The organism is Citrobacter sp. VF227 (assembly GCF_052950715.1).
Genome location: NZ_JBRFVF010000001.1, coordinates 77374 through 90387, shown reverse-complemented (window position 1 = coordinate 90387; position 13014 = coordinate 77374). Strand labels below are relative to the sequence as shown.

The window sequence follows — 13014 nt, the reverse complement described above, 5'->3', positions numbered from 1 at the left end:
AGTGCGAACTTTTGTTCTAAACTTGATCCTTGCGAAATGGCAGCCTGTAATTCGTGATCAGACTCACGTTTTTATCTTAATTGCCCTTTAAAATTCGGGCCGCCGACCCCATGTGGTTCCAAGCCCAAAGGAAGAGTGAGGCGAGTCAGTTGCGCAAAGCTTAGGCAGCAGATTGATTTGTCGCAATAATTGACACGATTCCGCTTGACGCTGCGTAAGGTTTTTGTAATTTTACAGGCAACCTTTTATTCACTAACAAATAGCTGGTGGAATATATGACTATCAAAGTAGGTATCAACGGTTTTGGCCGTATCGGTCGCATTGTTTTCCGTGCTGCTCAAGAACGCTCTGACATCGAGATCGTTGCAATCAACGACCTGTTAGACGCTGACTACATGGCTTACATGCTGAAATATGACTCCACTCACGGCCGTTTCAACGGTACCGTTGAAGTGAAAGACGGTCATCTGATCGTAAACGGTAAAAAAATCCGTGTTACCGCTGAACGTGATCCGGCTAACCTGAAATGGGACGAAGTTGGTGTTGACGTAGTTGCTGAAGCTACTGGCCTGTTCCTGACAGACGAAACCGCTCGTAAGCACATCACTGCTGGCGCGAAAAAAGTGGTTCTGACTGGTCCGTCCAAAGATAACACTCCGATGTTTGTTAAAGGCGCTAACTTTGACAAATACGAAGGTCAGGATATCGTTTCTAACGCTTCCTGCACCACTAACTGCCTGGCTCCGCTGGCTAAAGTTATCAACGACAACTTCGGCATCATCGAAGGTCTGATGACAACTGTTCACGCGACCACCGCTACTCAGAAAACCGTTGATGGCCCGTCTCACAAAGACTGGCGCGGCGGCCGCGGCGCATCCCAGAACATCATCCCGTCCTCTACCGGTGCTGCTAAAGCTGTAGGTAAAGTTCTGCCAGAACTGAACGGCAAACTGACTGGTATGGCGTTCCGCGTTCCTACCCCGAACGTATCCGTTGTTGACCTGACCGTTCGTCTGGAAAAAGCTGCTTCTTACGAAGAAATTAAGAAAGCAATCAAAGCTGCTTCCGAAGGCCCGATGAAAGGCGTTCTGGGTTACACCGAAGACGACGTAGTATCTACCGATTTCAACGGTGAAGCTTGCACTTCCGTGTTCGATGCTAAAGCAGGTATCGCACTGAACGACAACTTCGTGAAACTGGTATCCTGGTACGACAACGAAACCGGCTACTCTAACAAAGTTCTGGATCTGATTGCTCACATCTCCAAATAAGTTGAGATGAAACAGTAATCTGTAAGAGCGACTCTGGTCGCTCTTTTTTTTGCCTGAAGATACCCGTCATACTTCAAGTTGCAGGTGTGTTGGCTACGCTCTCTCACTCGAATCGCTTACTACAGTAAGCTCATCGAGGTGGATCAGGGACATCCATGTCCCTGACCGAAGGCAACCTTCGGTTGTTCAAATTCGTTCCTGACGAATTTGTCGTTCACTTGCCGCCGTCCTGCAACCCGAATTATTCAAGGTTAAAAAGGATTGCGTAATGATTAATAAAATTTTTGCACTTCCGGTAATCGAACAAATTACCCCTGTCCTATCCCGCCGTCAGCTTGATGAGCTTGAGGTTCTTGTTGTCGATCACCCACAGGTTAAAGCTTCTTTCGCGCTGCAGGGCGCACATCTTCTATCCTGGAAACCAAACGGCGAAGAGGAAGTCCTGTGGCTAAGTAACAATACCCCGTTCAAAACCGGCGTAGCGCTGCGTGGCGGCGTCCCCATTTGCTGGCCGTGGTTTGGCCCGGCGACTCAACAAGGTTTGCCTTCTCATGGTTTTGCTCGTAACTTGCCATGGACGCTGAAAGCGCACAATGAAGACGACAATGGCGTGGTCCTGACATTTGAGCTGCAAAGTAGCGCTGAAACGCGTCAGCTGTGGCCACACGAATTCTGCTTGCTAGCCCGCTTCAAAGTAGGCGCCACCTGCGAGATGGAACTGGAAGCTCACGGTGAGTTTGAAACCACCTCCGCGCTGCATACCTATTTCAACGTCGGTGATATTGCGGCAGTGAAAGTCAGTGGTCTTGGCGATCGCCTGATCGATAAAGTGAATGATGCTAAAGAAGATGTACTGACTGACGGCATTCAGACTTTCCCAGACCGCACCGATCGTGTTTATCTGAATCCGCAAGCGTGCAGCGTCATTCATGATGATACGCTGAATCGCAATATTAACGTGATCCATCACCACCATCTGAACGTTGTCGGCTGGAACCCGGGCCCGGCGCTATCCATTAGCATGGGCGACATGCCGGATGATGGCTACAAAACGTTTGTTTGCGTCGAAACGGCTTACGCGACCGAACCGCAGAAAACTACCGCCGAGAAACCGTCTCGCCTGGCGCAAACCATTCAGGTTGCTAAACGCTAAGATTGTCTCCATTGCCTGAAACAGCTCAGAGCACCATGCCGGATGCGGCTAACGCCTTATCCGGCCTACAAACAACACGTAGCCGGAGACCTGAGCATCGTCATTTGACAAATCAGACCATATCCAGCGCCGTTTTACCTTTTGGTGCCGGATATGCCTCATCCAACAGCTTCAGTTCATCAACCGAGAGCGTGATTTCCAACGCGGCAGCATTTTGTTCGACATGCGCTACGCTTGCCGCTTTTGGGATCGCCATCACGCCCGAAAGACGAATCACCCACGCCAGTAAAATCTGCGCGACGCTAACATGGTGTGTGCGTGCGATGTCGTTGACCACAGGGTTAGAAAGCAAGCCACTGCGCAATCGCCCCGCCTGAGCCAGCGGACTGTAAGCCATGACCGGCATCTGCTGCTGCTGGCACCACGGCAGTAAATCATATTCAATACCGCGCGATGCCAGATGATAGAGCACCTGGTTAGTTGCACATTCCCGCCCACCAGCGACCTGCCATAACGCCTGCATATCATCGTAATCGAGATTAGACACCCCCCAACGGCGAATTTTGCCCTGTGCGATAAGCACTTCCATGACGTCAACGGTCTCGGCAAATGAAAAATCTCCCGTCCAGTGCAACAAGTAGAGATCCAGATAATCGGTTTTCAGTCGGCGAAGACTCGCTTCACAAGCAGCAATGGCCTTCTGCCCACCCGCATTCCATGGGTAAACTTTCGAGACTAAAAAAGCGCTATCACGGCACCCCGTCAATGCTTCACCAACCACCTCTTCCGCTGCACCATCAGCATACATTTCGGCGGTATCGATCAGCCGCAGGCCGAGATCCAAACCAGCCCGCAGCGCAGATACTTCATCCCGGCGTCGGCCAGCATCCTCGCCCATATACCATGTACCCTGCCCAATAGCAGGAAGTGATACCTGTTTTGTAAACATCACCTGTTTCACGGTCATCGCACCCTCCTGTGTTGATGCACCACAGTAAAGCAAAACTACTGGCATATGTCCTGTTAAGGTGCACAAATTGCACCATCATGATCTGGGGGTTATCTTAATTTTAATGATGTAAAAAAGCCCGCATCTCAGCGGGCTAGTATTTGACACGCAGTGATATCAGAACTTGTAGGTCACACCCACCGAGAAGATGCCAGACCAGGATTTATCAACCATCGGGCTATCCTTCACTTCATCACTCAAACGCACATAACGGCCTGTGCCGTATACGTCCCAGTTGCCAAGGAAGTTATAGCTCGCAGTCAGCTCCAGGAACGGATCCCATCCATCGTCAGCGTTGTAGCTTTTCAGGCCACTGCGGCGAGACTCTTTATTGGAAACGCCATAATAATAGTCGTTGTAGTTTTCGCTGCTGTACTGCACACCGATACCCGGCGTCAGAGTCAGCGCACCATTGGTGTAACGGTAGAGCCAGGCCAGATCCCAGATAAAGCCGTTGCTGTTATCCAGGGTATCACCCGCCAGTGCGGTGCGCAGGAAACCATACTGGGTGTTATGTACATACGAGAGGCCAGCCATCAAGCTGCCTTTGCGCTTGTCGAGTTGGCGCAGAGCATGGCTATCGCTATCACCCGGCTTGAAGTGCGTCGGATCATAGTACGCCATGATGGAGAGCTTATCTGCCGTGTCATTCCACAGATAGTAGCCACCACCCAGACCGCGGAACCAGACGTTATCGCCTTCATAGGTAACAACCGGAACGGGATAAACATCGCGGTCATACTGTTTGTACGGGCTGTTAATCACGCCGACACCAGCACCAACAGTCCACTGACTTTCCGCCTGTGCGGTGCTAACTGCGGTTGCGGCAAGGACGCCCAATGCCAGAAGTTTGAGTTTGGTCACAGTCCATAATTCCTTATTCAAATGTGTAGCGGTCAAAGTGTAACCGCCAATACGCTTCAACCCAACTATTTTACGTATTCCCCCCAGAATGTAACCCCCTAATTTCTCAGCGAGTGATGACAATTTGCTTGCAGGAAGGTGAACACCGCATGAATCCTGCCCAATATCTTTACATTAGATGTGCTTTTTTTGCCGATGAGTTATTGATATGCCATTGAAATTCATTTGCGCGCACAGGCAAGTTTTGCAAATGCCATCTACGCTTAATTTTAGAAGGTGTATCACCGAATACGTTGATCTCCTGACCACCACAATGGCATGAGAGTTGCTTATTTCTTCGGCAACGACGTCGTTCAGTTTACCTCTTCAGGGGCCTCTACTATTCATATGAACGGCTCTTAACATGTGCTAAAAAACGAAAGGACGGCATACCATGAATATATTCGATCACTATCGCCAGCGTTATGAAGCTGCCAAGGACGAAGAGTTCACACTGCAGGAGTTTCTTACCACTTGTCGGCAAGATCGCAGTGCTTATGCCAATGCGGCTGAGCGGCTATTAATGGCTATTGGTGAGCCTGTCATGGTCGACACAGCCCACGAACCTCGACTTTCTCGACTCTTTTCGAATAGGGTGATTGCACGGTATCCCGCATTTGAAGAGTTTTACGGCATGGAAGATGCCATTGAGCAGATTGTTTCTTATTTGAAGCATGCGGCTCAAGGTCTGGAAGAGAAGAAGCAGATTCTGTATCTGCTGGGGCCTGTGGGAGGGGGGAAATCATCTCTTGCTGAACGGCTGAAGTCGCTGATGCAGCGAGTACCGATTTATGTCCTGAGTGCCAACGGCGAACGTAGCCCGGTAAACGATCATCCATTATGCCTGTTTAATCCGCAGGAAGACGCGCAAATTCTGGAAAAAGAGTATGGGATCCCGCGTCGCTATCTCGGGACGATCATGTCGCCCTGGGCTGCGAAACGTCTGCATGATTTTGGCGGGGACATTACAAAATTCCGCGTTGTCAAAGTCTGGCCGTCTATTCTGGAGCAGATCGCTATCGCTAAAACAGAGCCTGGTGATGAAAACAACCAGGATATCTCTGCGCTGGTCGGGAAAGTGGATATTCGTAAGCTCGAACACCACGCCCAAAACGATCCTGATGCCTACGGTTATTCGGGCGCACTGTGCCGCTCAAACCAGGGGATTATGGAGTTCGTTGAGATGTTTAAAGCACCGATTAAAGTGCTGCATCCTCTGCTGACCGCAACCCAGGAAGGAAACTACAACGGGACAGAAGGTATCTCTGCCCTGCCGTTTAACGGGATTATTCTTGCCCACTCGAACGAGTCCGAATGGGTGACGTTCCGTAATAACAAAAACAATGAGGCGTTCCTTGACCGTGTTTACATTGTCAAAGTGCCTTATTGCCTGCGGATCTCCGAAGAGATCAAAATTTACGAAAAACTGCTTAATCATAGCGAGCTGACCCATGCACCTTGCGCACCGGGCACGCTGGAAACGCTCTCTCGCTTTACCATTCTTTCTCGCCTGAAAGAGCCGGAGAACTCGAGCATTTACTCGAAGATGCGCGTTTATGATGGTGAAAGCCTGAAAGATACCGATCCTAAAGCGAAATCCTATCAGGAGTATCGGGATTACGCCGGGGTCGATGAGGGAATGAATGGTCTGTCAACGCGTTTCGCGTTTAAGATCCTCTCTCGCGTCTTTAACTTTGACCATGCCGAAGTGGCAGCTAACCCTGTGCATCTGTTTTACGTACTGGAGCAACAAATCGAGCGTGAACAATTCCCGCAGGAGTTAGCTGAACGTTATCTTGAATTCCTGAAAGGCTACCTGATCCCGAAATATGCTGAATTCATCGGCAAAGAGATCCAGACGGCTTATCTCGAATCTTATTCCGAATACGGACAGAACATTTTCGACCGTTATGTCACCTATGCGGATTTCTGGATTCAGGATCAAGAGTATCGCGACCCGGATACCGGTCAACTGTTTGACCGTGAGTCGCTGAACTCAGAACTGGAGAAAATTGAGAAACCGGCTGGTATCAGTAACCCGAAAGATTTCCGTAACGAGATAGTCAATTTTGTTCTGCGTGCCAGAGCGAATAACAGCGGTCGTAATCCAAACTGGACCAGTTACGAAAAACTGCGCACGGTTATTGAGAAGAAAATGTTCTCCAATACCGAAGAACTGCTGCCGGTCATTTCGTTCAATGCGAAAACCTCGACTGACGAGCAGAAAAAGCACGACGATTTTGTCGACCGTATGATGGAAAAAGGCTACACACGTAAACAGGTGCGTTTACTGTGCGAATGGTATTTGCGCGTACGTAAATCATCTTAACAACATAAACGGCCCGGAAAATTTTATCCATTTACCGGGCCAACAGTTCTTCTGTACGCGAAATCATTCAAGAGGTATCAGGGCGGCAAATGAGTGAATCCCCAGGAGCGTACATAAGTACGTGACTGGAGTGAGCCAACGCAGAGACAACTTGAAGGATGAAGCGTAAGTTGGCAAATGCAGTACGGGGGGCTTATGACCTGGTTTATTGACCGGCGTCTTAACGGCAAGAACAAGAGCACGGTAAACCGCCAGCGCTTTTTACGCCGTTATAAATCGCAAATTAAACAGTCGATCTCCGAGGCCATTAACAAGCGTTCGGTGACTGATGTGGATAGCGGCGAATCTGTCTCTATTCCTACCGATGATATTAGCGAACCGATGTTTCATCAGGGGCGTGGTGGACTGCGCCATCGTGTGCATCCGGGTAACGACCATTTTGTACAGAACGACCGTATTGAACGCCCGCAGGGCGGAGGCGGCGGTTCAGGCAGCGGGCAAGGCCAGGCCAGCCAGGACGGCGAAGGACAGGATGAGTTCGTCTTCCAGATCTCTAAAGATGAATATCTCGATCTGTTGTTCGAAGATTTAGCACTGCCTAACCTGAAGCAGAATCAGCAGCGCCAGTTAACGGAGTATAAAACGCACCGGGCAGGTTTTACCTCTAACGGTGTGCCGGCCAACATCAGCGTGGTGCGCTCACTGCAAAACTCACTGGCACGCCGTACGGCCATGACCGCAGGTAAGCGTCGCGAGCTGCACGCGCTTGAAGCGGATTTGGAAACCATTGCCAAAAGTGAACCCGCGCAGTTGCTGGAAGAGGAACGGTTACGCAAAGAGATTGCCGAATTACGGGCAAAAATCGAACGCGTACCGTTTATCGACACCTTTGATTTACGCTACAAAAATTATGAAAAACGGCCCGATCCTTCCAGCCAGGCGGTGATGTTCTGTCTGATGGACGTTTCCGGCTCAATGGATCAATCGACCAAAGATATGGCTAAGCGTTTTTATATCCTGCTGTACCTGTTCCTGAGCCGGACCTACAAAAACGTGGAAGTGGTTTATATTCGCCACCATACCCAGGCGAAAGAGGTGGATGAGCATGAGTTCTTCTACTCTCAGGAAACCGGGGGAACCATTGTTTCCAGCGCGTTGAAGCTAATGGATGAAGTGGTAAAAGAGCGCTACAACCCGGCGCAGTGGAACATCTATGCCGCACAGGCTTCGGACGGTGATAACTGGGCGGATGATTCACCGTTGTGTCATGAAATTCTGGCGAAAAAACTGCTGCCGGTAGTGCGGTATTACAGCTATATCGAAATCACTCGCCGCGCTCACCAGACCCTGTGGCGTGAATACGAACATCTGCAATCAACCTTTGATAACTTTGCGATGCAGCATATTCGCGATCAGGATGATATTTACCCAGTATTTCGCGAACTGTTCCATAAGCAAAGTACAACCAGTAATAATTGACCGACAACAATCAGCCGTAGCTCTGGCTCCGGCTGATTGTATTCCTCTTTCCAGAATAGTGACATTTTGCAATGGTTTATCCCGCCGCTCCGTTAGAGCGTTACTGGTGCATGTGCTAAAATCGCATCTCTACTCCAGGGCTGTAAATCATTATGAAATTGCATCATAAAGCGCTCAGGCTCTTTATCTCCGTAAGCGTAATTGTTTTGACGTCTTCTTTTTTGGTTTATGAGCTCATTGCCAGCGATAAAGCAATGAATGCGTATATGCGCTATATCAATGAGAAAGCCGATTCATCGTTTCTTTATGATAGGTATACTAATCAAAGCATTGCAGCCCATCTGATGCGCACATTTTCATCCCCCAAGGAACCCGCTTCTGTCGAACAACAAAAAACACTTTGCAACGCTTTCGACAGCGTGAACGGCACTCATGGGCTCAATCTCATAGAGCATAACTACCCGCTTTTGCACGGAACGCTGCAAACCACCTCAACGAAATGTAGCGAAAAACTTGAAGACATATTCCTGCTGCCCTCTTTTGATAAGGCGGTCAACGCTAATCGAGAACAGAAAGATTACGGTCAGGGTTTAGGTACGCTGGAGTATAAATTCAGATATTACGTCGACCTCAAAAATAATTACGTCTATTTTTATGACCGGATCGACTCGCGCCAATTTGCGATACATAACTGGACATTTTTGCAAAAAGGCAGCCTGGGCATCGACCAGAATGATATTGACGGTATTTTCACTGGGCGCACGGTGATCTCCAGTATTTATCAGGATAACCTGACCGGGAAAAAGGTGATGAGCTTTTTAACGCCGGTCTACTATACCGGTAAGTTAAAAGGTGTAGTAATGGTGGATATCAACAAAGAGAATTTAAAGAATATTTTTTATACCAGCGACCGGCCTCTGGTCTGGCGCTATCTTAACGTTACGCTCTCGGATATCAGCTCCGGTAGAGAAATCCTCGTTAACCAAAGTGAGACTGACCTGTTTCACTATGTTCACTACGAGAAAGACATTCCAGGTGGAATACGAGTCACCTTATCACTTGATTTAATGTATTTTATTGTCTCGTCCTGGAAAATCTTCGCTTTCTATCTGCTGGCAACAATTCTGCTGTTGAATTTGGTCAGAACGCATTTTCGCTTGTATCACAACGTCACGCGCGAAAATATCAGTGACGCAATGACCGGACTCTACAATCGGAAAATTTTAACCCCTACGCTCGAACAACGTTTGCAGCAGTTGGTCAATGCGGGCACTCTCGTTACTTTTATCGCCATCGACTGCGATAAGCTGAAAGTCATCAATGATACATTAGGGCATAAAGAAGGCGATCGGATTATCACCCATCTGGCCAAAGCCATTCAAAGCTCTATTCGCAAAAGCGATTATGCCATCCGCCTCGGTGGCGATGAGTTTTGTATTATCCTCATTGACCACCCCAGTGATTTAACGCCCCGCCTGCTGGAAAGGATTCGCTATAACTTAAAAATTATTGCGCATGATATATCCATCAGCTTCTCCACCGGGGTTTATAATATGCAGCCGAACGACACTATTGATGATGCTTACAAAGCATCTGATGCACAGCTTTATCTGAACAAACAGAAAAAACGCGCCGGTGTGTGATTATTTTTCTGCAGGATTTTCATTGTTGTACCAGGAGTCAGTCATGACGGAAGTGAACAAAGGTAACGCAACGCATGAGCGTTTAATTTCGCTGTTATCAGAGCAAGGCGCAACGTACCGCGTGGTAAGCCATGAAGCCGTCGGCAAATGTGAGGCGGTTTCTGAAATTCGCGGCACCGCACTTGGCCAGGGAGCAAAAGCCCTGGTCTGTAAGGTCAAAGGCAATGGCGTTAATCAGCATGTGCTGGCAATTCTTCCCGCGGACCAGCAGGCCGATCTCAGTTTGTTAGCGGGTCATATTGGTGGGTTAAGAGCATCGCTTGCCAGCCCGGCGGAAGTCGATGCACTGACAGGCTGCGTTTTTGGCGCGATCCCACCGTTTAGCTTCCATCCTAATCTCAAACTGGTTGCCGATCCGCTATTGTTTGAGCGTTTCAATGAAATTGCGTTTAATGCCGGGTTGCTGGAAAAATCTGTGATCATGGATACCACAGATTATCTGCGTATCGCGCAACCTGAATTAATCCCTTTCCGCCGCGAGCAATAACGGTTGGCGTTAGCAGTAAAAAACGTCGCCTCGTGCGTTAGCCAAAAAAAAATCATAATCATAAAAAAAGCCTGTTCCGTCACGCGTTTACGCGTACAGTAAACAGGCTTATTATTTCTTCTGGTAAGGAAACTACGATGTTTGATGTCACTCTGCTGATCCTCCTCGGACTGGCAGCTCTGGGCTTTGTCAGCCACAACACCACTGTCGCTGTTTCAATCCTGGTGCTGATCATTGTTCGAGTTACCCCTCTCAATACTTTCTTCCCATGGATAGAAAAACAGGGTCTGACCGTCGGGATTATCATTCTGACCATTGGCGTCATGGCGCCAATAGCCAGTGGAACGCTACCGCCCTCCACGCTCATCCACTCCTTTGTGAACTGGAAATCACTGGTCGCTATTGCCGTTGGGGTATTTGTCTCATGGCTCGGCGGGCGCGGCGTCACGCTTATGGGCAGTCAGCCCCAGCTTGTTGCAGGTTTATTGGTCGGCACGGTATTGGGCGTGGCGCTCTTTCGCGGTGTGCCGGTGGGACCGCTCATTGCGGCAGGTCTGGTCTCATTGATTGTTGGGAAGCAGTAGCCAGCCCCGCCAGATAACGGCCTGGTGTTTGTCCCAGGCCTTTTTTGAACATGGTGATAAATGCTGTGGTCGAATCGTAACCGAGCATTTGCGCAACCTGTTGCACGTTATGACCATCTATCAGCGCCTGCAGCGCAAGGATCAGTTGAAGCTGGTGACGCCAGCGACGAAAGCTTAATCCTGTTTCCCTGACAACCAGACGGGCAAGGTTTCGCTCACTCATCGCAAATTCGCTGGCCCATTGCCCTAGCGTTTGCCACTGCGCAGGCTCCCGCGCCATCGTCTCCACCATTCTGCGGATTTTCGGGTGATCGGATACCGGCAATTGCATTTGCTCCTGCGGCTGCTGCGGAAGTTCATCAAATAACACCTGCATCAACCGCTGGGTTACCGGTTCCAGTCGTTGAGCATCCGTTTTGGACGCCAGCGCCAGAATGAGTTCCCGACATAATGGGGCGATTTTAAGCGTGCAACAGCGTTCAGGCATCACGACCGCCTGCGGTTCAATAAACAGAAAACATAATTGCGCGCCCACTGTAACATGGTTGCTGTGTGGAATTTCGCCGGGGATCCACACCGCATATTGCGGAGGCACCATCCACATGGCGTTTTCAACCTCACAAGTGATCGCGCCATGCAGCGCCAGGATCAATTGCCCCTTACGATGCTGATGCAGAGGGCTGAAAAGTTCATCTTCCCGAGCCTGAATACAAAATGCGACCGCTGCATCATGATGCAAATCGGGTTCATAACCATCCAGTCTCAGCCCCAACATAATAATGTCCTATTTTAGCGATAAACTGTCATTTTAGCTTGATTCATCCATAGTGTAAAAACGCTAAAGTATCGCCTCGCCTGACGATATGAGAAAAAAATGATTACTACACCCTCCTCCCGCGGCAAAAACACAGTGCTGCTGATCGCGGGGATCCTGATGATTGCCACCACACTGCGTGTCACCTTTACCGGAGCGGCCCCATTGCTGGATGCCATTCGCGCCGACTACGGCCTGAGTACCGCCCAGACGGGACTTCTGACCACTCTGCCGCTGCTGGCCTTCGCGCTGGTATCCCCCCTGGCTGCCGCCGTTGCGCGCCGTTGGGGCATCGAACGCAGCCTGTTTGCCGCTATGCTGTTGATTTGCGCAGGTATTGCGATACGTTCGCTACCTTCGTCAGGATTCCTGTTTAGTGGTACTGCCACCATTGGGTGCGGTATCGCTCTGGGAAATGTGCTACTACCCGGGTTGATTAAGCGCGATTTTTCCCAACATGTGGCAAAACTCACTGGCGCATACTCGCTGACCATGGGCGCGGCGGCCGCACTGGGTTCGGCCATTGTAGTACCGCTGGCATTAAGTGGATTTGGCTGGCGCGGGGCGCTGATGGTTCTGATAGCCTTTCCACTTCTGGCGCTGATTATCTGGTTGCCTCAATGCCGCCAGACCGCTCATGCCAGCCTGAGTAACTCGCGCGCCTTGCATTCCCGCGCAATCTGGCGCTCTGGCCTCGCCTGGCAAGTGACGCTGTTTCTGGGGATCAACTCCCTTGTCTATTACGTCATCATCGGCTGGCTACCCGCCATTTTAATTAGCCATGGCTACAGTGAATCTCAGGCCGGTTCGTTGCATGGTTTACTGCAGTTGGCAACTGCCGCGCCGGGGTTATTGATTCCCCTCATTCTGAACAGATTTAAGGATCAGCGCGCCATCGCCGCTCTGGTTTCGTTAATGTGCGCTATCGGCGCGGCGGGATTCGCCCTCATACCCGACCAGGCTTTGCTGTGGACCATACTGTTTGGTTTTGGCTCAGGCGCGACTATGATCCTCGGCTTGACCTTTATTGGCCTGCGCGCAAGCTCGGCGCATCAGGCTGCGGCCTTGTCCGGCATGGCACAGTCTGTCGGGTATTTATTGGCCGCCTGCGGGCCACCGCTGATGGGGAAAATTCACGACCTCAACGGGAGCTGGCTGATGCCGTTAGCCGGGGTCGCCGTGTTGGCAATGCTGATGGCGGTATTTGGTCTGTGTGCGGGACGCAATCGGGAGATAGCGAGCGCATAATGCAGCGGGCAGGTGGTGATCGACCTGCCCGTTT

Annotated in this window: 10 protein-coding genes and 1 pseudogene; 8 read left to right on the top strand and 3 right to left on the bottom strand. The window is 50.1% G+C overall.

Annotated elements, in window-relative coordinates; all coding sequences use genetic code 11:
- The first annotated feature begins 275 nt into the window (after positions 1 to 275).
- Together gapA and ACU8YC_RS00495 are read left to right on the top strand one after the other, a co-directional pair.
- The gene (gene gapA, locus ACU8YC_RS00500) at positions 276 to 1271 is read left to right on the top strand and encodes a glyceraldehyde-3-phosphate dehydrogenase (RefSeq protein WP_446894904.1); all 996 of its coding nucleotides are present in this window, start codon (positions 276 to 278) and stop codon (positions 1269 to 1271) included.
- Between the two features lie 268 nt (positions 1272 to 1539).
- Positions 1540 to 2424, top strand: coding sequence for a D-hexose-6-phosphate mutarotase (locus ACU8YC_RS00495; RefSeq protein ID WP_446894903.1), 885 nt, complete (start codon positions 1540 to 1542; stop codon positions 2422 to 2424).
- 112 nt (positions 2425 to 2536) lie between these two features.
- On the opposite strand, the gene ACU8YC_RS00490 is transcribed toward ACU8YC_RS00495, so the two are convergent.
- Both ACU8YC_RS00490 and ACU8YC_RS00485 read right to left on the bottom strand, forming a co-directional pair.
- Complete coding sequence (locus ACU8YC_RS00490) at positions 2537 to 3391, bottom strand: aldo/keto reductase (RefSeq protein WP_187252563.1); 855 nt, start codon at positions 3389 to 3391, stop codon at positions 2537 to 2539.
- Between the two features lie 159 nt (positions 3392 to 3550).
- Entirely contained in the window at positions 3551 to 4297 is a 747-nt protein-coding gene (locus tag ACU8YC_RS00485; RefSeq protein WP_151218982.1) for a MipA/OmpV family protein, read from the bottom strand.
- A 433-nt stretch (positions 4298 to 4730) separates the two neighbouring features.
- On the opposite strand from ACU8YC_RS00485, the gene yeaG reads away from it, so the two are divergent.
- The 5 genes from yeaG (at position 4731) to ACU8YC_RS00460 (ending at position 10918) form a co-directional block, all read left to right on the top strand.
- The gene (gene yeaG, locus ACU8YC_RS00480) at positions 4731 to 6665 is read left to right on the top strand and encodes a protein kinase YeaG (protein ID WP_043016649.1); all 1935 of its coding nucleotides are present in this window, start codon (positions 4731 to 4733) and stop codon (positions 6663 to 6665) included.
- A 195-nt stretch (positions 6666 to 6860) separates the two neighbouring features.
- Complete coding sequence (locus ACU8YC_RS00475) at positions 6861 to 8144, top strand: YeaH/YhbH family protein (RefSeq protein ID WP_048214373.1); 1284 nt, start codon at positions 6861 to 6863, stop codon at positions 8142 to 8144.
- A gap of 152 nt (positions 8145 to 8296) precedes the next feature.
- Entirely contained in the window at positions 8297 to 9787 is a 1491-nt protein-coding gene (gene dgcJ, locus ACU8YC_RS00470) for a diguanylate cyclase DgcJ (protein WP_187252564.1), read from the top strand.
- Positions 9788 to 9830: 43 nt separating this feature from the next.
- The gene (locus ACU8YC_RS00465; protein WP_151218980.1) at positions 9831 to 10334 is read left to right on the top strand and encodes a YbaK/prolyl-tRNA synthetase associated domain-containing protein; all 504 of its coding nucleotides are present in this window, start codon (positions 9831 to 9833) and stop codon (positions 10332 to 10334) included.
- A 137-nt stretch (positions 10335 to 10471) separates the two neighbouring features.
- On the top strand, positions 10472 to 10918 hold the full coding sequence (locus tag ACU8YC_RS00460) for a DUF441 domain-containing protein (RefSeq protein WP_003832453.1): 447 nt from the start codon (positions 10472 to 10474) through the stop codon (positions 10916 to 10918).
- Here ACU8YC_RS00460 and ACU8YC_RS00455 read toward each other — a convergent pair.
- Positions 10895 to 11693, bottom strand: a pseudogene (locus tag ACU8YC_RS00455) (AraC family transcriptional regulator). The gene ACU8YC_RS00460 and the pseudogene ACU8YC_RS00455 sit on opposite strands and share 24 nt — an antisense overlap.
- A 99-nt stretch (positions 11694 to 11792) precedes the next feature.
- On the opposite strand from ACU8YC_RS00455, the gene ACU8YC_RS00450 reads away from it, so the two are divergent.
- On the top strand, positions 11793 to 12980 hold the full coding sequence (locus ACU8YC_RS00450) for a CynX/NimT family MFS transporter (RefSeq protein WP_151218978.1): 1188 nt from the start codon (positions 11793 to 11795) through the stop codon (positions 12978 to 12980).
- Positions 12981 to 13014 lie beyond the last annotated feature (34 nt).

Bases quoted from the DNA above. Each gene is read 5' to 3' on its own strand.
- yeaG (WP_043016649.1), top strand. From the start codon at position 4,731: ATGAATATATTCGATCACTATCGCCAGCGTTATGAAGCTGCCAAGGAC.
- gapA (WP_446894904.1), top strand. From the start codon at position 276: ATGACTATCAAAGTAGGTATCAACGGTTTTGGCCGTATCGGTCGCATT.
- ACU8YC_RS00465 (WP_151218980.1), top strand. From the start codon at position 9,831: ATGACGGAAGTGAACAAAGGTAACGCAACGCATGAGCGTTTAATTTCG.
- dgcJ (WP_187252564.1), top strand. From the start codon at position 8,297: ATGAAATTGCATCATAAAGCGCTCAGGCTCTTTATCTCCGTAAGCGTA.
- ACU8YC_RS00490 (WP_187252563.1), bottom strand. From the start codon at position 3,391: ATGACCGTGAAACAGGTGATGTTTACAAAACAGGTATCACTTCCTGCT.
- ACU8YC_RS00460 (WP_003832453.1), top strand. From the start codon at position 10,472: ATGTTTGATGTCACTCTGCTGATCCTCCTCGGACTGGCAGCTCTGGGC.
- ACU8YC_RS00450 (WP_151218978.1), top strand. From the start codon at position 11,793: ATGATTACTACACCCTCCTCCCGCGGCAAAAACACAGTGCTGCTGATC.
- ACU8YC_RS00495 (WP_446894903.1), top strand. From the start codon at position 1,540: ATGATTAATAAAATTTTTGCACTTCCGGTAATCGAACAAATTACCCCT.
- ACU8YC_RS00475 (WP_048214373.1), top strand. From the start codon at position 6,861: ATGACCTGGTTTATTGACCGGCGTCTTAACGGCAAGAACAAGAGCACG.